The 18,408-nt window shown below is 72.2% G+C and carries 16 protein-coding genes and 1 riboswitch; of the genes, 6 read left to right on the top strand and 10 right to left on the bottom strand.

Going from position 1 to position 18,408, the window contains the following annotated elements:
- Nucleotides 1-25 precede the first annotated feature (25 nt).
- Nucleotides 26-784, top strand: a complete 759-nt coding sequence (locus AC067J_RS14210) for an IclR family transcriptional regulator (RefSeq protein ID WP_478298879.1) — start codon at nucleotides 26-28, stop codon at nucleotides 782-784.
- Here AC067J_RS14210 and AC067J_RS14205 read toward each other — a convergent pair.
- The 8 genes from AC067J_RS14205 to AC067J_RS14170 form a co-directional block, all read right to left on the bottom strand.
- Nucleotides 720-1,379 (bottom strand): trimeric intracellular cation channel family protein, encoded by a 660-nt coding sequence (locus tag AC067J_RS14205; protein WP_478298878.1) that lies wholly within the window; start codon nucleotides 1,377-1,379, stop codon nucleotides 720-722. The two genes, AC067J_RS14210 and AC067J_RS14205, sit on opposite strands and share 65 nt — an antisense overlap.
- Before the next feature lie 207 nt (nucleotides 1,380-1,586).
- The gene (locus AC067J_RS14200; RefSeq protein ID WP_478298876.1) at nucleotides 1,587-2,663 is read right to left on the bottom strand and encodes an ABC transporter ATP-binding protein; all 1,077 of its coding nucleotides are present in this window, start codon (nucleotides 2,661-2,663) and stop codon (nucleotides 1,587-1,589) included.
- Nucleotides 2,664-2,751: 88 nt separating this feature from the next.
- Nucleotides 2,752-3,834: an ABC transporter ATP-binding protein gene (locus AC067J_RS14195; RefSeq protein WP_478298874.1), complete on the bottom strand. Its 1,083-nt coding sequence runs from the start codon at nucleotides 3,832-3,834 to the stop codon at nucleotides 2,752-2,754.
- Entirely contained in the window at nucleotides 3,831-4,841 is a 1,011-nt protein-coding gene (locus tag AC067J_RS14190; RefSeq protein WP_478298873.1) for an ABC transporter permease, read from the bottom strand. The genes AC067J_RS14195 and AC067J_RS14190 overlap by 4 nt, the downstream gene beginning before the upstream one ends.
- Before the next feature lie 98 nt (nucleotides 4,842-4,939).
- Complete coding sequence (locus AC067J_RS14185) at nucleotides 4,940-6,709, bottom strand: ABC transporter substrate-binding protein (RefSeq protein ID WP_478298872.1); 1,770 nt, start codon at nucleotides 6,707-6,709, stop codon at nucleotides 4,940-4,942.
- 56 nt (nucleotides 6,710-6,765) lie between these two features.
- Nucleotides 6,766-7,755: an ABC transporter permease gene (locus AC067J_RS14180; protein WP_478298870.1), complete on the bottom strand. Its 990-nt coding sequence runs from the start codon at nucleotides 7,753-7,755 to the stop codon at nucleotides 6,766-6,768.
- A 466-nt stretch (nucleotides 7,756-8,221) separates the two neighbouring features.
- The gene (locus AC067J_RS14175) at nucleotides 8,222-9,151 is read right to left on the bottom strand and encodes an enhanced serine sensitivity protein SseB C-terminal domain-containing protein (RefSeq protein ID WP_478298868.1); all 930 of its coding nucleotides are present in this window, start codon (nucleotides 9,149-9,151) and stop codon (nucleotides 8,222-8,224) included.
- A 151-nt stretch (nucleotides 9,152-9,302) separates the two neighbouring features.
- Nucleotides 9,303-10,097 carry an enhanced serine sensitivity protein SseB gene (locus AC067J_RS14170; protein WP_478298866.1) on the bottom strand — a complete coding sequence of 265 codons (795 nt, stop codon included), beginning with the start codon at nucleotides 10,095-10,097 and terminating at the stop codon, nucleotides 9,303-9,305.
- 191 nt (nucleotides 10,098-10,288) lie between these two features.
- A riboswitch (glycine riboswitch) is annotated at nucleotides 10,289-10,395 on the top strand.
- 216 nt (nucleotides 10,396-10,611) lie between these two features.
- On the opposite strand from AC067J_RS14170, the gene gcvT reads away from it, so the two are divergent.
- The 4 genes from gcvT (at nucleotide 10,612) to AC067J_RS14150 (ending at nucleotide 15,106) form a co-directional block, all read left to right on the top strand.
- Nucleotides 10,612-11,733 carry a glycine cleavage system aminomethyltransferase GcvT gene (gene gcvT, locus AC067J_RS14165; RefSeq protein ID WP_478298865.1) on the top strand — a complete coding sequence of 374 codons (1,122 nt, stop codon included), beginning with the start codon at nucleotides 10,612-10,614 and terminating at the stop codon, nucleotides 11,731-11,733.
- A 76-nt stretch (nucleotides 11,734-11,809) separates the two neighbouring features.
- Nucleotides 11,810-12,190, top strand: a complete 381-nt coding sequence (gene gcvH / locus AC067J_RS14160; RefSeq protein WP_478298863.1) for a glycine cleavage system protein GcvH — start codon at nucleotides 11,810-11,812, stop codon at nucleotides 12,188-12,190.
- A 134-nt stretch (nucleotides 12,191-12,324) separates the two neighbouring features.
- Nucleotides 12,325-13,593, top strand: coding sequence for a serine hydroxymethyltransferase (glyA, locus tag AC067J_RS14155; protein WP_478298861.1), 1,269 nt, complete (start codon nucleotides 12,325-12,327; stop codon nucleotides 13,591-13,593).
- 145 nt (nucleotides 13,594-13,738) lie between these two features.
- A complete protein-coding gene (locus tag AC067J_RS14150; RefSeq protein ID WP_478298859.1) occupies nucleotides 13,739-15,106 on the top strand; it encodes an L-serine ammonia-lyase in 1,368 nt (455 codons plus the stop codon).
- A 181-nt stretch (nucleotides 15,107-15,287) separates the two neighbouring features.
- Here the strand turns inward: AC067J_RS14150 and AC067J_RS14145 are convergent, their stop codons facing one another.
- Both AC067J_RS14145 and AC067J_RS14140 read right to left on the bottom strand, forming a co-directional pair.
- Nucleotides 15,288-16,829: an MDR family MFS transporter gene (locus AC067J_RS14145; protein ID WP_478298857.1), complete on the bottom strand. Its 1,542-nt coding sequence runs from the start codon at nucleotides 16,827-16,829 to the stop codon at nucleotides 15,288-15,290.
- A gap of 35 nt (nucleotides 16,830-16,864) precedes the next feature.
- Entirely contained in the window at nucleotides 16,865-17,491 is a 627-nt protein-coding gene (locus tag AC067J_RS14140) for an NADPH-dependent FMN reductase (RefSeq protein ID WP_478298856.1), read from the bottom strand.
- Between the two features lie 138 nt (nucleotides 17,492-17,629).
- Here AC067J_RS14140 and AC067J_RS14135 point away from each other — a divergent pair, with 138 nt between their 5' ends.
- Nucleotides 17,630-18,361: a TetR/AcrR family transcriptional regulator gene (locus AC067J_RS14135; protein ID WP_478298854.1), complete on the top strand. Its 732-nt coding sequence runs from the start codon at nucleotides 17,630-17,632 to the stop codon at nucleotides 18,359-18,361.
- The last annotated feature ends 47 nt before the right edge of the window (nucleotides 18,362-18,408 follow it).

Below are 18,408 nucleotides of genomic sequence, written 5' to 3'. Positions count from 1 at the left end.
GACCGGAACCAGGACGGGGGGCGGAATGTCGCAGTCTGTCGATCGCGCGCTGACCCTCCTGGGGTCGCTCGGCGACGGCCCGGTCTCCCTCGAACAGGCCGCCACCTCGATCGGTGTGCACAAGTCCACGGCGCTGCGGCTGCTGCGCACGCTGGAGGAGCACGGCTTCGTGCACCGGCAGTCGGACCGGCGTTACCGGCTCGGCGGCAAGGTGCTGTCGCTGGCGAACCGGGCGCTGGAGGAGATCGACGTCCGCCAGGTCGCCGCGCCGTACCTGGCCGCCCTCGGCGAGCGCTGCGGCTGCACGGTGCAGCTGGCGGTGCTGCAGGACGACGAGGTGCTGTACCTGGACGAGCTGGCGGGCCGGTGGGAGAGCGGGTCGGCCGGGCGGCCGACCCGGATCGGGCGGCGCGCCCCGGCGGCCGGGACGGCGATCGGGCGGGTGCTGCTGGCGGGGCTGCCCGGGGACGGCCGGCCGGAGGAGGAGCTCTCCGCCGACCTGGCCGCGGTCCGTCGCCGGGGCTGGGCCGCCGAGTCCGCCGAGCACCGGGAGGCGGTCACCTGCGTGGCCGCGCCGGTGGCCGGCAGCGACCGGCGGGCCGTGGCGGCCTGCGCGATCTCGGCGCCGACCGACCGGGTGTCGCCCGCCGAGCTGGTGCGGCTGGTGCCGGAGCTGCTGTGCACGGCGGAGGCGATCTCGCTGGCGTACGGCGGCTCGCCTACTCCTCGCTGGTGCGAGAACCGTTGCGGTGCCAGGCCCGCGGTGCGCGCCAGCCGTACTTGAGGGCGAGCATCCGGAGCACGAAGGCGGTCAGCGCGGCGGCGGTTCCGGTGGCGGCGGTCAGGTGGTCGAGGGCGATCAGCACGACGACCATGGCGGAGCCGACCAGGGCGGGCACGGCGTAGATCTCGCGGTCCCAGCGGAGCAGTGAGGGGATCTCCCCGGCGAGCACGTCGCGCATCACGCCGCCGCCGGCCGCGGTCACCATGCCGAGGGCGACGGAGGAGACGGCGCCGAGCCCGTAGTCGTGCGCCTTGGCGGTGCCGGTCACGCAGAACAGGCCGAGGCCGAGCGCGTCGAGGGTCTGCACGGCGCGGTTGATCCGTTCGACCTCGGGGTGCAGGAAGAAGACCACCAGTCCGGCGACGAGCGGGGTGGTGAAGTAGCCGAGGTTGCTGAAGGCGGCGACCGGGGTGGCGCCGATGACGAGGTCGCGCATCACCCCGCCGCCCAGTGCGGTGACCTCGGCGAGCACACAGATGCCGAAGATGTCCATGTTCTTGCGGACGGCGAGCAGCCCTCCGGAGAGGGCGAAGACGAAGATGCCGACGAGGTCCAGCGACTGCTGCACGTCGGAGGGGAAGATCTGCGAGGTCACCGGACCACTATGGACCCGATTGTCGGGACCACCCCAAACCGTCCACCCCGGACCGACCGCCCGGCACCGACCACCCCCGACCGGGGACGCCCCCGGACGCCGGGAGGCCGCCCGCCCGGAGCCGTGGGGCCCGGGGCGGACGGCCTCCGCCGTTCCGCGGGTGCGCGGGTGCGCAGGTACGCGGGTGGCACGAGTGGGGCGCGGACCTCACACGGCGGCGGGCGTCCGGTCGTCCCCGGAGGCGCCCTCGGCGGCGTTCTCCGGGAAGTGGCAGGCCACCTGGTGCCCGGTCTTGAGCGCGACGAGCGGCGGCTCCTGGCTCGCGCAGACGTCCTGGGCCTTCCAGCAGCGGGTGCGGAACCGGCAGCCGCTGGGCGGGTTGATCGGGGAGGGCACGTCGCCCTTGAGCAGGATCCGCTCGCGGCCGCCGCGCTGCTTGCGGCGCGGGTCGGGCACCGGCACCGCGGACATCAGGGCGTTGGTGTACGGGTGCATCGGGCTGCGGTAGAGCGAGTCCCGGTCGGCGATCTCGACGATCTTGCCGAGGTACATGACGGCGACCCGGTCGGAGACGTGCCGGACCACCGAGAGGTCGTGCGCGATGATCAGGTAGGTCAGGCCGAGCTCCCGCTGGAGGTCGTCCAGCAGGTTGACCACCTGCGCCTGGATGGAGACGTCGAGGGCGGAGACCGGCTCGTCCGCGACGATCATCTTGGGCCGCAGGGCGAGCGCCCGGGCGATGCCGATGCGCTGGCGCTGGCCGCCGGAGAACTCGTGCGGGTAGCGGTTGTAGTGCTCGGGGCTGAGCCCGCAGAGCTCCAGCAGGTCCTGGACGGCCTTCTTCACCCCGCCGGGCGGATCGGCCTTCTGCAGCCGGAACGGCGCGCCGACGATGGTGCCGACGGTGTGCCGGGGGTTCAGCGAGGAGTACGGGTCCTGGAAGATCATCTGGATGTCGCGGCGCAGCGGCCGCATCGCGCCGACGCCCAGGTGGGTGATGTCGGTGCCCTCGAACTCGATCGTCCCGGCGGTGGGTTCGTCGAGCCGGGTGACCAGCCGCCCCATCGTGGACTTGCCGCAGCCGGACTCGCCGACGACGCCCAGGGTCTCGCCGGCGTTGACGGTGAAGTCGATGCCGTCGACCGCCCGGACGGCACCGGTCTGGCGCCGCAGCAGGCCGCCGTGGATCGGGAAGTGCCGGGTCAGGCCGGCCACCCGGAGCAGCGGCTCCCGGTCGGAGGCGGGTGCGGGAGAAGGGATGGCCGCCGCCTGAGTGTCCGTCATCGGTTCTCTCCAGAAAGGTGGTACGGGGCGGGGCTCACCCTCGGGTCGGGGCGCACGGCCGGGGCGGTCCTCGCAGCCAGGGCGGGCCTCACAGCCGGGGCGCGATCTCTTCGGCGAAGATGCGGTGCCGGTCGGCGGCCGCGAGGTGGCAGGCGGCGTGGTGTCCGGCCGCGGCCTCGGTGAGCACCGGGACCTCGCCGGTCGAGCGCCCGCCGGTCAGCTCGGCGTACGGGCAGCGCGGGTGGAAGGCGCAGCCGGACGGCACGTTGATCAGGCTGGGCGGGGTGCCCTTGACCGGGACGAGCCGGTCCTGAAGCTCCCGGTCGAGGCGCGGCATCGAGCCCAGCAGCCCCCAGGTGTAGGGGTGTTCGGGCGCGTCGAAGAGGGTCTCGGCCGGGCCGCGCTCGACGCACTTGCCGCCGTACATGACGAGGATGTCGTCGGCGAGCTCGGCGACCACCCCGAGGTCGTGGGTGATGATGATGACGGCCGAGCCGAACTCCTCCTGGAGGTCGCGGATGAGGTCCAGGATCTGCGCCTGGACGGTGACGTCCAGGGCGGTGGTGGGCTCGTCGGCGATCAGCAGCGAGGGGTCGTTGACCAGCGCCATGGCGATCATGGCGCGCTGGCGCATGCCGCCGGAGAACTGGTGCGGGTAGTCGTCGACCCGCCGGTCGGGCTGCGGGATGCCGACCCGGTCGAGCATCTCGACCGCGCGGGCCCGGGCCTGCTTCTTGGTGGCCTGCGGGTGGTGCACGCGGTAGGCCTCGACGATCTGCTGGCCGACCGTGTAGTACGGGTGCATCGCGGTGAGCGGGTCCTGGAAGATCATCGCCATCTGCCGGCCGCGCAGCTGCCGGACCCGGTCCGGGCCGGCCGCGACCAGCTCCTCGCCGTCCAGCCAGATCTCGCCGGCGATCCGGGCCCGCTTGGAGCGGTGCAGGCCCATGATGCCGAGCGAGGTGACGGACTTGCCGGAGCCGGACTCGCCGACGATGCCGAGGGTCTTCCCCTTGCTCAGGTCGAAGCTGACCCCGTCGACCGAGCGGACCAGGCCGTCGTCGGTGTCGAAGTGGATCCGCAGGTCCCGGACGGAGAGGAAGGCGTCCCCGGTCGGGGCGGCTCCGCTCGGGGCGGCCACGGGTGCCGTGGTCTTCTGGAGCTCGGTCACGACAGCCTCACCCGGGGGTCGACAAGGGCGTACAGGAGGTCAACCACGAGGTTGCACAGGACGATGAAGAACGCGGCGAGCAGGGTGACGCCGAGGATCTTCGGCAGGTCGTTGTCCTTGATCGCGGAGACCGCGAAGAAGCCGACGCCCTGGAGCGAGAAGACCTGTTCGGTGATGAGCGCGCCGCCGAGCAGCAGCCCGAGGTCCATGCCGAAGATGGTGACGACCGGGGTGAGCGCGGCGCGCAGGCCGTGCCGGACGACGACCTTCCGCTCGGCCAGGCCCTTGGCCCGGGCGGTGCGGATGTAGTCCTCGCTCATCGTCTCCAGCATGCCCGCGCGGGTGAGCCGGGCGTAGAGCGCGGAGTACAGGAAGGCCAGCGAGATCCACGGCAGGATCAGGTTGCGCGCCCACATCAGCGGGTCGTCGGTGAAGTTGGTGTACTGGAGGTTGTCCAGGATCGGCCACTCGTAGCTGAAGAGCGTGAGCAGCAGGGCGCCGGTGAAGAAGACCGGCAGCGAGACGCCGGCCAGCGCGATGCCCATGGAGAGCCGGTCGAAGATCGACTTCGGCTTGAGCGCGGAGATCACGCCGGTGGTGACGCCGGAGACCAGCCAGACGACGGCGGCGCCGATGGCCAGGGAGATGGTGACCGGGATGCGCTTGGTGAGCTCCGGCCAGACCTCCAGGTGGTTCTTGAACGAGTAGCCGAAGCAGGGCACGTGGCAGGTGGCCGGGTCGGGGCCGAACTGGTACTCGGCACCGGAGACCAGTGCCTTCAGGAAGTTCCAGTACTGGGTGTACAGCGGCTGGTCGAAGCCGAGGTTCTTCTTGACCGCCGCGATCGCCTCGGGGGAGGGGTTCTTCCCGATGTACTGGGCGGCCAGCTGGTCGGTGGTCTCGCCGGCCAGGCGCGGGAGCAGGAAGAAGATCGCGAAGGTGACCGCGCTGACCACCAGCAGCAGCACCGCGGCGGCCAGCGTCCTGCGGATGATGTAGGCAAACACAGTTGGGCGGCTCCGGCGGCCCGCCGTCGTCCGGGATCCTCCGGACGACGGCGGGCGCCGCTGCCTTCACCTGCCTTCAGGGATGCGGAGCCAGGCTCTTACTTGGTGGTGCCGATGTTCAGGTAGTCGTACTCACCCGAGAAGGCCGGCGTGGAGACGAGGTTGGTCGCGCTGTCCGGGCGGTACAGGAAGACCTTGAAGTAGGTCAGCGGCACGTAGACGGCCGCGTCCATGACCTTCTTGTCGATCTGGGCGTAGATCTTCTCGCGGGCCGCCTTGTCGGTGTTGACCGCGGCGTCGTCGATCAGCTTGTTGACCTCGGGGTCGTTCAGCTCGGCGAGGTTGCTGTTGCCGGAGGCCTTGATCGAGCGGCCGTCGACGATCTGCTGCAGGAAGCCGTAGCCGGTCGGCCAGTCGGCGCCCCACTGCATCATCATCAGGCCGACGTTCTTCTCCTTGTTGAACGCCGGGACACCGACGTGGTCGGAGAGGTACTTGCCCTGCGGGTACTGCTGGATCTCGGCGTTGATGCCGACCTTCTTCAGCGCGGCCTGGATCGAGGTGGCGGCGGCGATCTCCGGGCCGCGCTCGGTGCGGGCGGTGAGGACGGTGCTGAAGCCCTCGGGCTTGCCGCAGGCCTTCAGGGCCTCCTTGGCCTTGGCCTCGTCGCCCTTGTTGTCCTTGGTCTGGTAGGTGTTGAAGTCCTCGTGGCCCGGGATGTCCGGCGGCAGCACGGTGTTGGCGACGGCGCCGCGGATCGGACCGCCGATCGCGGTCTGCACCGAGACCTTGTCGATGGCGTACTGGACGGCCTTGCGGCACTCGACGTTGTCGAACGGCGCGACCTTGGAGTTGATCGCGGTGTAGACCAGGCGGCCGCCGTAGGCGTTGTCGGTGTTGGCCTTGAGCTTCGGGTCCTGGAGGATCTTCGCCTGGGTCTGCTGGTCGACGCCGGCGCCGACCAGGTCGACCTGGGCGTTCCCGGCCAGCAGGTCCTTGTCGATCGTGGACTGCTCGATGTTCATCTTGAGCACGATCTTGTCCGGCAGCTGCTTGCGGATCGGGTCGGTGCTCTTGTCCCAGTTGGTGTTCGGGACCAGGACCGCCTGCTTGCCGTCCTCGTAGCTCTCGAACTTGTAGGTGCCCGAGGAGATGACGTGCTTCACGTAGTTGGAGCCGGTGTCCTTGTCCTTCGGGACCGGGACCGTCTGCGGGGCGGAGACCAGGTAGTCGAAGTCCGCGAAGGCGTGCTTCAGGTGGAAGACGATGGTCTGGTCGTCCGGGGTCTCGATGGACTTGAGGTCGCCCTCCTTGTCCTTGTACGGACCCTGGTACGGGGTCTCGTTGTCGACCAGCATCTCCTTGAAGTACGTCGGGCCGTTGGAGTTGACCTCCGGCGCGTAGTTGGAGCGCAGGACCGCGTACTTGACGTCCTTGGACGTGATCGGCGTGCCGTCCTCGTACTTCAGGCCCGCGCGCAGCTTGTACGTCCAGGACAGGCCGTCCGCGCTCGGCGTGCCGAGCGACTCCGCCAGGTCCGGGACGAGCTTCTGGCCGTCCGGCTGGAAGGTGGTGAGCGGACGCCCGTACAGGCGGGAGAAGTTGTAGATGTACGCGTAGTACGTGTTGCCCGGGTCCAGGGAGTCCGGCGTACCGCGCATCTCGTACGTGACGGTGCCGCCCTTCTTGTCCGAGGCGTTGACGATGCCCTTGGTGCCCGCGTCGGCGCCGGCGGCACCGCCGGCCGCGGAGCTGCCGGTGGCGGTGGACTTGGCGTCGTCGCTCTTGGAGCTCGACGAACAGCCGGTGACGACCAGGACCGCGGCGGCAGCCGTGGCGGTCAGTGCGACGGTACGGGACCTACGCATGGGTGGGATCAACCCCTTGAGGAAGTGGTGGCCGAACGGAGGGTCCTGACGCTGGGTCAGTTGCTCTTGGGATCGAGGGCGTCACGGAGCCCGTCGCCGAGCAGGTTGAAGGCGAGCACCGTCAGGAAGATCGCCATACCGGGGACCACCATGTACTGGGGGTCCACCTGGTAGTACTGGATGGCGTCGTTGAGCATCCCGCCCCAGGAGGCCTGGGGTGCCTGGATGCCGACACCGAGGAAGCTGAGGCCCGCCTCGAAGAGGATGTTGGTCGGGATCAGCAGGGTCGAGTAGACCAGGATCGGACCGACCAGGTTCGGCAGCAGCTCCTTGAACAGGATGAACGGCCCCCGTGCGCCGAGGCTCCGGGCCGCGTAGACGAACTCGCGCTCGCGCAGCGAGAGGGTCTGACCGCGCACGATCCGGCCCATGTAGGGCCAGTTGAAGAAGCCGATCACGAAGATCAGCACCGCGATGTGCAGCGGGAGGCCGTGCAGGCCGAACGCGCCGCCCTGGAGCGAGGCGGAGATCGCGATGGCGAAGAGCAGCAGCGGGAAGGCGAGGAAGACGTCCATCACCCGGCTGATCAGGGTGTCCACCCAGCCGCCGTAATAGCCGGCCATCACGCCGAGCACGACGCCGATGGTGTTGGACAACAGGGTCGCGCCGAAGGCGACCAGCAGGGAGACCCAGGAGCCCTCGATGACGCGGGAGAGCAGGTCACGGCCCTGCAGGGGGTCGACACCGAGGGGGTGGTCCCAGCTCATCCCGCCCCAGTCGCCCAGCGGCAGGCCGCCGAGGTTGGCGTCCAGCAGGTCCTGGTTGAGCGCGTCGGGGTCGAGGCCGAACACCGATTCGATCGGCTTGGCCAGCACGGCGAGCAGGATCAGCAGGATCACCACGGCGCCGCCGGCGACGGCGGCCTTGTCCCGCTTGAAGCGGGTCCAGGCGATCCGGCCGAGCGAGCGGCCCTCGATCTTCTTGGCCGGGCTCGCGGCGGCGTCTGCCTCCGGAGCGTTCCCGGCGGTCTTGATGGGTGCGGTCATGGTCAGTTCGGTCCCCTCGCCGACGGTGGCCGGCCCACGGGTGCCGGACGCCGGGATCGGCGGTACGGCTGGTGCGGACGTGCGGACATGCAGAGGTACGGGTTGCGGTGTTCCCAGCGGTACGACGTGCTCAGTACTGCTGCCACGCGGCATGGGCATCACGTGGATCATGCGGTCCGTCTGCGCGTTCGCCTTTGTGAGGCGCCAACCACGCGCGGCGGCTGTTGCAGAACTCTCTGCCATCCGAACTGGCTTGCGCCAGCCCTGCCAACCGAGAGATGCCCAACTGTGATCTGCGCCCATGCACCTCTCGAATCTCCGGCATATCCCTCTTCACACAGCTGTAGCAGCCATGTCAAGATGACTTCCACCGACTTCGGGAAGTTCGTCCGGAAATCGTCGAGGCCGGTCTGACTTTTCGTCAGACCGGCCTCGGTAAAGGGCAGTTAATGTGCTGTTCGGCGGCTCAGCGCCCGGGGTAGCCGGGCCACGGCTGCTGGGGCGGCGGCTGCTGCCCCGGCCAGCCCGGCGCGGGCGGGTGCGTTCCGTAGCCGTACCCGGGCCCCTGCTGCGAGGCGTACGGCGGCGGCACCGGCGGGTACGGCGCCTGCGGCCTCCCCTGCCCGGCCGCCTCGCGGTCGTAGAACGGGCGCGCGTTGGCCCGCATCCAGAGCGCCACCGGGTCGAACTCGTCCGCCATCGCCACCGTCGAGACGGCCAGGCCCTCCGGTGCCACCGCGATCGCCCGCTGCATCAGCGCCCGCACGGCCTCCACCGTGGGCGGGGAACTCTCGTACAGGTCCAGGCCGATGGCCAGGTACGGCTCACCCACCGTCGGGCGCACCCAGGCCCGGCGCAGCGCCCGCACCGCCCGCACCTCGACCGCCTGCCGCTCCAGCAGCGCGAAGAACTGCTGCGCCGGCACCTGCGGCTCACTCAGCTTCAGCGGTCCGGCCGGCAGCCGGTCCAGCCCCGCCGCGACCCGCCGCAGGTCCGCCCAGGGCACCCCGACACCGCCGCCCGGCGCGTGCGGGTTCAGCCAGAGCCCCCAGCGGGTCCGGTACAGCGAGGCCGCGATCTCCCGTCCGGAGATCACCTCGTGCGCCCGCGCCCAGCCGGACGCCGCCAGCTGCTCGGGCGAGGTGACGGCCGGCGCGTAGCCGTGCCCGCTGATCTCCATGTTCCCGTACTGGGCGTCCGCGCTGCCCGGCGTCCCGTGCCAGAGCAGCATCCAGACCTGCCCCTCGGCCAGCGCGTGCAGCAGCGTCTCGTACGCGTCGTAGCGCTCCGGCGCCACCTCGCGCAGGGCACGCTCCAGCGCGCCCGGATCCGGACGCCCGGTGGGTGCCTGGCCCCAGGGCCCCGGTGCACCGCCAGCTACCGCTCCCGCACTCATGCGCCCACCTCGCTGCGCCTCTTCGTTCCTCGTCTGCCACCGGCGGCCCGGCGGCCGTCAGCACGCACCCTATGGGGCGCCGCCGACCACCGCCACGCCGACGTGCCAGGGTCCGTCCCGCTCGCCCGCCCGACGGCGGCCGGGGACCGGATCAACCCCGCGTGTAGAAGGGGGCGACCCGGTTCAGCAACCAGTCGACCACCGGATCGTCCGCGAGGTCGAGCAGTACGAGGTGGACGCCGCCGGGCAGCGGCGCGGTTCCCAGTGCGCGCCCCAGTGCCTCGTTCACCGCCCCCGGATCGGCCGGGGCCAGCGGGTCGAGCTGGACACCCACGAACATCACGGTGGGCTCGCCCTCCACACTGGCCAGTGCCCGGCGTGCGGTCAACACCCCCGGCAGGGCGGACAGTTCGCCCCGGCAGGCGGTCAGGAAGAGCTCCGGGTCCTCGCCCGGCACCGGCTCGCGCAGCGCCACCCGGCCGCCGGACGGCCCGTCCTGGACCTCCCAGCGGTCCTCGCGCGGCCCGCGGCGCAGCTCGGCCACGCCCTCCGGCGGCACCGGGATGCCCACCGCGGCCCCTGGGTTGACCGCGACCCCGATGCCCAGCGGCAGGCCGCGGGCGAACTCCCACACCGGCGCGACCGCGAAGGCCATCCCCGGCGCCTGCTGGAGGAAGACCTCCTGGGAGGAGAACACCGGCACGTACGGCTCGCCGGCCAGCTCGGTCGTCGGCAGGTCCAGCGACTCGCCCTGCGGGTCGCCGCCGGCCGGCAGCGGGATCCACACCTGGCTGCGGGCCAGCACCTCGATCACCCGGGGGGTCGCGCCCGGGTCGCCGAGCGCCGCGGTCAGCACCTGCTCCAGCTCGTTGGCCGGCCATCCGCCGCCCGGCGGCACCGGCTCCTGGCCGCCCCACCCCTGCTGCTGCTCCACCGGGTTCCCCATGCGCCGCTGTACCGCCCTCTGCTGCTCGCCGACGCCCCGCAGCCTATCGGGCGGCGCCCCGGCCCTGCTCCGAGGCGCCCCGTTCCCCCGGGCCCGGCCCCTCCCCCTCTCCCCTCATCCGGACGGACGTGCCATGATGTCCGCGTCTCGGTGTCTTCGCCGCCGGGGCCGCTAACTCCATACCGGCCGCTCGAACCCGCGCGGGAGAGTCCGGAGTGCCCCGTTCTGGCGGCACAGCCGGCGCCGAAGGAGCAAGTCCTCCCCGGAATCTCTCAGGCACCCCTACCGCACGGGTTAGGCACATCTGGAAAGCGGCGCACGGCCCTGCCGTCCGCCCACCCACGGTGCAAGCCGCCATGCTGTTCCCGTAGGACAGCGCGCGGTGAAGCTCTCAGGTCCGACGACAGATGGGGAGGCCCAGCCGCCGCATGCCCGCGCGCAGGGCCGGTCCCGAGCAGGGCCGGTTTCCGGCGCGCGTGCACCCCTGAGTGCCCCGACCGAGGAGTTCCTGGCCATGTCGTCCCTCCGCCTGACCGCGCTCGACACGCTGCACCGCGCCCTCGGCGCGACCATGACCGACTTCGCCGGCTGGGACATGCCCCTGCGCTACGGCAGCGAGCGCGAGGAGCACCTCGCCGTCCGCACCAAGGCCGGCCTCTTCGACCTCTCCCACATGGGCGAGATCACCGTCACCGGCCCCCAGGCCGGCGAGATGCTGGACCACGCGCTGGTCGGCTTCGTCTCCGCGCTCGGCGTGCTGCGCGCCCGCTACACCATGATCTGTGCCGAGGACGGCGGCATCCTGGACGACCTGATCGTCTACCGCCTGCGCGAGGACGCCTTCCTGGTCGTCGCCAACGCCTCCAACGCCCAGCTGGTGCTGGACGAGCTGATCGCCCGCGCCAAGGGCTTCGACGCCGTCGTGACCGACGACCGCGACACCTACGCGCTGATCGCCGTGCAGGGCCCGGAGGCCACCGCGATCCTGGCCGACACCACCGACGCCGACCTGCCCGGCCTGAAGTACTACGCGATCCTCCCGGCCCAGGTGGCCGGCCGCGACGTGCTGCTCGCCCGCACCGGCTACACCGGCGAGGACGGCTTCGAGGTCTTCTGCAACCCGGGCGACGCCGAGCAGATCTGGCAGGCGCTGACCGAGGCCGGCTCCGGCCGCGGCCTGGTCCCGTGCGGCCTCTCCTGCCGCGACACGCTGCGCCTGGAGGCGGGCATGCCGCTGTACGGCCACGAGCTGTCCACCGAGCTGACCCCGTTCGACGCCGGCCTGGGCCGGGTCGTCCGCTTCGACAAGACCACCAACGAGGGTGCGTTCATCGGCCGCAAGGCGCTGGAGAAGGCCGCCGCCGAGGCCGAGGCCAACCCGCCGCGGGTGCTGGTCGGCCTGGTGTCCGAGGGCAAGCGCGTCCCGCGCGCCGAGTACAGCGTGGTCTCCGCCGACGGCGAGCCGATCGGCCGGATCACCTCCGGCGCCCCCTCCCCCACCCTGGGCAAGCCGATCGCGATCGCCTACGTGGACGCGGCGCACGCCGCCCCCGGCACCACCGTCGCGGTGGACGTGCGCGGCAAGCACGAGCCGGTCCAGGTCGTGGCGCTGCCGTTCTACAAGCGCGCCCGCTGACCCTTCCCCCTCCCGAGGCATGCCCGCCCACCGGGCCGCTTCGTCGTACCCGCTTCCCATCCTGGAGAATGACGTCATGAGCAACCCCCAGCACCTGCAGTACACCAAGGAGCACGAGTGGCTGACCGCCGCCGAGGACGGTGTCTCCACGGTCGGCATCACCAAGCACGCGGCCGACGCCCTCGGTGACATCGTCTACGTGCAGCTGCCCGAGGTCGGCGACACCGTGACCGCCGGTGAGACCTGCGGCGAGCTGGAGTCCACCAAGTCGGTGAGCGACCTGTACTCGCCCGTGACCGGCGAGATCACCGAGGTCAACCAGGCCGTCCTGGACGACAACGCGCTGGTCAACGGCGAGCCCTTCGAAGGCGGCTGGCTGTTCAAGGTGCGCGTCGAGTCCACCGACGAGCTGCTGAGCGCGGACGAGTACACCGCGCTCACCAACCCCTCGGCCTGAGCCCTCCGCCGGGGCGGCCGCAGCGCGGCGGCCGCCCCGCGCCCGCCGGCTTCGCCCTCCCGTCGCCCGCTGCCGCCCCCGCGGGGGCGCGGCGCGCGCGACTCCTCCTTCTCTCCTCCCGGGAAGACCCCACCATGACGGTTCTGAACCAGTCCCTGCACTCCCTCGACCCGGAGATCGCCGCCGCGGTCGACGCCGAGCTGCACCGCCAGCAGACCACCCTGGAGATGATCGCCTCCGAGAACTTCGCCCCGGTGGCGGTCATGGAGGCCCAGGGCTCGGTCCTGACCAACAAGTACGCCGAGGGCTACCCCGGCCGCCGCTACTACGGCGGCTGCGAGCACGTCGACGTGGTCGAGCAGATCGCGATCGACCGGATCAAGGCCCTGTTCGGCGCCGAGCACGCCAACGTCCAGCCGCACTCCGGCGCGCAGGCCAACGCCGCCGCGATGTTCGCGCTGATCCAGCCGGGCGACACCATCCTGGGCCTCTCGCTGGCCCACGGCGGTCACCTGACCCACGGCATGAAGATCAACTTCTCCGGCAAGCTCTACAACGTGGCCGCGTACCACGTCGACGACAAGACCGGCCAGGTCGACATGGCCGAGGTCGAGCGCCTCGCCAAGGAGCACCAGCCGAAGCTGATCATCGCCGGCTGGTCCGCCTACCCGCGCCAGCTCGACTTCGCCGCGTTCCGCCGGATCGCCGACGAGGTCGGCGCGCTGCTGATGGTCGACATGGCGCACTTCGCCGGCCTGGTCGCCGCCGGCCTGCACCCCAACCCGGTGCCGTACGCCGACGTGGTCACCACCACCACCCACAAGACCCTGGGCGGCCCGCGCGGCGGCGTCATCCTCTCCAAGGCCGAGTGGGCCAAGAAGATCAACTCCGCGGTCTTCCCCGGCCAGCAGGGCGGCCCGCTGGAGCACGTCATCGCCGGCAAGGCGGTCGCCTTCAAGGTCGCCGCCACGGAGGAGTTCAAGGAGCGCCAGCAGCGCACCCTCGACGGCGCCCGGATCCTCGCCGAGCGCCTGCTCCAGGTGGACGTCGCCGAGGCCGGTGCCTCCGTGCTCTCCGGCGGCACCGACGTCCACCTCGTCCTGGTCGACCTGCGCAACAGCCAGCTCGACGGCCAGCAGGCCGAGGACCGCCTGCACGAGGTCGGCATCACCGTCAACCGCAACGCCATCCCGAACGACCCGCGCCCGCCGATGGTCACCTCCGGCCTGCGGATCGGCACCCCGGCGCTCGCCACCCGCGGCTTCCAGGCCGAGGACTTCCGCGAGGTCGCCGACATCATCGCCGAGGCCCTCAAGCCGGCCTTCGACGAGACCGTCGCCGCCTCCCTCAAGGCCCGGGTCACCGCGCTGGCCGAGAAGTACCCGCTCTACCCGAACCTGTAATTCGGCTGCAGGTGACCGGCCTCACCCCGCCGGGCCACCTGGGATTCCGGGGCACCGCGCACACTGGAGAGTGCGCGCGGTGCCCCGTCCCGTGTCAGCACCCGCCCGCCCGCTCCTCCCACGAGACAGACAAGGACGTCCCTCCGTGGCCATCAGCGTCTTCGACCTCTTCTCCATCGGCATCGGCCCGTCCAGCTCCCACACGGTCGGCCCGATGCGCGCCGCCCGGATGTTCGCCCGCCGCCTGAAGTCGGAGGGCCTGCTGACCGAGGTGACGGCCGTCCGCGCCGAGCTGTACGGGTCGCTGGGCGCGACCGGTCACGGCCACGGCACCCCCAAGGCCGTCCTGCTCGGCCTGGAGAACAACTCGCCCCGCACGGTCGACGTCGACCAGGCGGACCTCGACGTCGAGCGGATCAAGGCCGAGAAGCGGCTCAACCTGCTCGGCACCCACCCCATCGACTTCGACCCCGACAGCCAGCTGGTGCTGCACCGCCGCCGCTCGTTGCCGTACCACGCCAACGGCATGACCGTCTGGGCCTTCCGGGCCGACGGCTCCACCGTGCTGGAGAAGACCTACTACTCGGTCGGCGGCGGCTTCGTCGTCGACGAGGACGCGATCGGCGCGGAGCGGGTCAAGCCCGACGACACCGTGCTGAAGTACCCCTTCCGCACCGGCGACGAACTGCTCCGGCTCAGCCGGGAGACCGGCCTGTCCATCTCCGGCCTGATGCTGGAGAACGAGAAGGCCTGGCGGACCGAGGAGGAGATCCGGTCCGGGCTGCTGGACATCTGGCGCGTCATGCAGGAGTGCGTCCGGGCCGGCATGTCCCGCGAGGGGATACTCCCCGGCGGCCTCAAGGTCCGCCGGCGTGCCGCGTCCGGCGCCCGGGCGCTGCGCGCCGAGGGCATCGGCCCGGCGAACGCGATGGAGTGGGTGACGCTCTACGCGATGGCGGTCAACGAGGAGAACGCCTCCGGCCGCCGCGTCGTCACCGCCCCCACCAACGGCGCGGCCGGCATCATCCCCGCCGTCCTGCACTACTACCTGAACTTCATCCCGGGCGCCGACGACGACGGCATCGTCCGCTTCCTGCTCGCCGCCGGCGCCATCGGCATGCTCTTCAAGGAGAACGCCTCCATCTCCGGCGCCGAGGTCGGCTGCCAGGGCGAGGTCGGCTCCGCCTGCTCGATGGCCGCGGGCGGCCTCGCCGAGGTCCTCGGCGGCTCCCCCGAGCAGGTCGAGAACGCCGCCGAGATCGGCATCGAGCACAACCTCGGGCTCACCTGCGACCCGGTCGGCGGCCTGGTCCAGATCCCCTGCATCGAGCGCAACGGCATGGCCTCGGTCAAGGCCGTCACCGCCGCGCGGATGGCGCTGCGCGGCGACGGCCGCCACCACGTCTCCCTCGACAAGGCGATCAAGACCATGAAGGAGACCGGTGCCGACATGAAGATCAAGTACAAGGAGACCTCGCGCGGCGGCCTCGCGGTCAACGTCATCGAGTGCTGACGGCCGACACCGGCCGGTGAAGCCCCGAGGCCCGGTGTCCCGGACGAAACCTTCGTCCGGGACACCGGGCCTCGCCGTTCACGGGCAGCCGAACCCGGCGGCACCTTCAGCGGGCCCGCCCGCCCGGGCGTCGGCTGCCGGGCGGGCGTCGTCGGCCGGGCGGGCGTCGCCGGCGGGGCGGTCAGCCGGTGCCCGCGGACTCCGGGGCAGGGGCCGGTGCCGGTGCCGGGGACGGGGCCTCGGCCGGCACCGCAGCCGGGCCCGGGGAGCGGAGGGCCAGGGCGGCGACGGCGACCGCGGCGGCGGCCACCGCGGCGGCACCGAGGAGGGTGCCGTGCAGGCCCTCGGTGACGGCGGCGCGGACGGCGTCCGCGGCCTGCCCGGGGAGGAGCTCCACGGCGGCCGGGGACAGTCCGCCGGCGGAGAGGCCCGCGGCGGCGTCCGGGCCGAGCGATCCGGCGAGGGAGGACGACAGCCGGGCCGTGTAGACCGCGCCGAGCGCTGCCATGCCCAGCGAGCCGCCGATCGTCCGGAACAGCATCACCGACCCCATCGCGGCCCCCATGTCGCGCGGCGGCACGGCCGCCATGGTGGCCAGCAGGGTGCTCTGCATGACCAGCCCGATCCCGGCCCCGGCGACGGCGGTCGACGCGGAGGCGAGCAGCCTCGGGGTGTCGGTGCCGAGGGTGAACAGCAGCAGCGTGCCGAGCAGCGCGACGGCGCTGCCGAGCAGCGGGTAGCGGCGCCCGGCGCCGCCCCCGGCCATCAGTCGGGCGGTGAGGAGCTGGCTGCCGATCATGCCGAGCATCAGCGGCACCAGGAGCAGCCCGCCGGTGGTCGGCGAGGCGCCCTGGACGAACTGCAGGTACTGCGGCAGGTAGCCGACCAGGGCGAGCATCAGCGCGCCGAGCAGGAAGCCGAGCGCCAGCGCCTCGGTGACCGCGCGGTGGCGGAACAGCGCGGGCGGGATCAGCGGTTCGGCGGCCCGCCGCTCAACCCGGACGAACCGGCCGAGCGCCACCGCGGCGACCGCGGCCGCGCCGAGCACCTGCGGCGAGGTCCAGCCGTACGCCGTACCGCCCCAGCTGCCGATCAGGGTGAGCGCCAGGACCCCGGTGGTGAGCAGTCCGGCGCCGGCCCAGTCGATCCGTGCCCCGGTCCGGGGGGCGTCCGGCAGCCGGACGCCGACGGCGACCGCCGCCAGGGCGAAGACCCCCACCGGCAGGTTGACGTAGAAGGCCCAGCGCCAGCTGAGGTGGTCGGTGAGGAACCCGCCGAGCAGCGGCCCGCCGACGAACGCGACCGGCATCAGCACGCCGATCACCGACTGCACCCGCCCCCGGTCCCCGGCCGGCACCAGCACCCCGACGACCGCGAGCGCGCCGACCATCAGCCCGCCGGCGCCGACCCCCTGCAGGGCCCGGAAGGCGATCAGCTGCTCCATCGACCGGGCGAGCCCGGCGAGCACCGAGCCCGCCAGGAACAGCACCACCGACCACTGGTAGGCACCCTTCCGCCCGTACAGGTCGCCGAGTTTGCCCCAGAGCGGGGTGGCGGCGGCCGAGGTGAGCAGGTAGGCGGTCACCGCCCAGGAGAGGTGCTCCAGCCCGCCGAGGTCGCCCACGATGGTGGGCAGCGCCGTCGAGACGATCTGGCCGTCGAGTGCGCCGAGGAAGATCCCGAGCATCAGCCCGATCACCCCGAGCCAGGGAAACCGCTTCATCGTTCCGTTCCCCTCCCCCGTCCCCGTCCCCGCGCTCAGCCGGTGAACGGACGGACGCGCTTGGCGTCGCGCAGCGCCTGGGCCCACCAGGTCAGCTGGTCGAGCAGGGTCTTGGCGGCGGCGTCGGCGGCCGGGTCGATCGCCTTGCCGTCGGAGTCGAACCGCTCCCAGGCACCGTGGAAGCTGACGGTGTTGCGGATGGTCACGGCGTTCAGCTCGGCCAGGACGATCCGCAGCGCCTCGACGGCGCGCAGCCCGCCGGAGATCCCGCCGTACGAGACGAAGGCGACCGGCTTGGCGTGGAACTCGTGGTTGTGCCAGTCGAGGGCGTTCTTCAGCGGCGCCGGGTAGCTGTGGTTGTACTCGGGCGTGACGATCACGAAGGCGTCGGCGGCCGCCAGGCGGGGCGAGACGGCGGCGAGCAGTTCCTCCGTGCCGGGCGCGGCCGGGTCGCCGAAGGACGGCAGCTCGGAGGGCAGCGGGGTCTCGACCGGGTCGACCACGTCGACCTCCAGGTCCCCCCGGGCGTCGAGGTGCTCGCGCAGCCAGCGGGTGACGACCGGCGCGAAGCGGCCGGCCCGGGTGGAGCCGACGATGACGGCGACGCGCAGCGGCTCGGCGGCGGTGGACGCGGCGGTGGCGGCGGACGTGTTCGCGGACATGGAGATCCCCCTCGATGTGTACAACGTATCTCTTGCGGATACAACGTACACACAGCCGCGTACGTCGTCCACTCCTGATACGTTGTACACATCGAGTGCCGGTCCCCAGGCGTCGGCCACCACCGGAAGGAGCCGCCCATGACCCCGCACGAGGACACCGCCGCGGAGCAGCCCCCCGCCTCCCTCTGGGAGCGCCTCGACCGACCCGCCCCCGCCCCGCGCACCGCGCTCACCCCGCAGCGGATCGCCGAGGCCGCGGTCGCCCTCGCCGACGCCGAGGGCCTGGAGGCCGTCACCATGCGCCGCCTCGCCACCGCGCTCGGCGTCGCCCCGATGGCCGCCTACCGGTACGTCTCCGGCAAGGACGAGCTCCTGGAGCTGATGGTCGACTCCGTCCACGCCGAGCTCCCGCTCGACCGCACCGGCGCCGACTGGCGCGCCACCATGCGCGCCCTCGCCCTCGCCCTGCGCGCGATGAACCTCGCCCACCCGTGGACCGTCCGGGCCGGCACCCTCGCCCTCACCCCGAACCAGCTCGCCGTCCCCGAGCACGCCTTCGCCGCCCTCGCGGGGCACGGCCTGGACGCCGACACCACGATGGCGGTCTTCCGCACCGTGACCGACTACGTGCGCGGCTCGGTCGCCACCGAGGTCGGCCTGCGGACCTGGCAGCTCGAACAGGGCTGGCCCGACGGCGACGCGACCCGCGCCGCCCTCGCCCCCCGGATGACCTGGCTGATGTCCACCGGCCGCTACCCCGCGTACGGCCGCTACCTCACCGAGGCCACCCGCAAGGACGACCCCGACTGGCAGTTCGAGACCGGCCTCGACTGCGTCCTCGACGGCATCGCCGCCCGCCTGGCCATCTGACGCCCCGACTGCGCGCCGCCGACGCCGAGCGCAAGCGCCGATCCCTG

Source organism: Kitasatospora sp. NPDC042419, assembly GCF_056437345.1.
The sequence above is the reverse complement of the archived record's forward strand: the minus strand, read 5'-3'. Positions and strand labels throughout refer to the sequence as shown.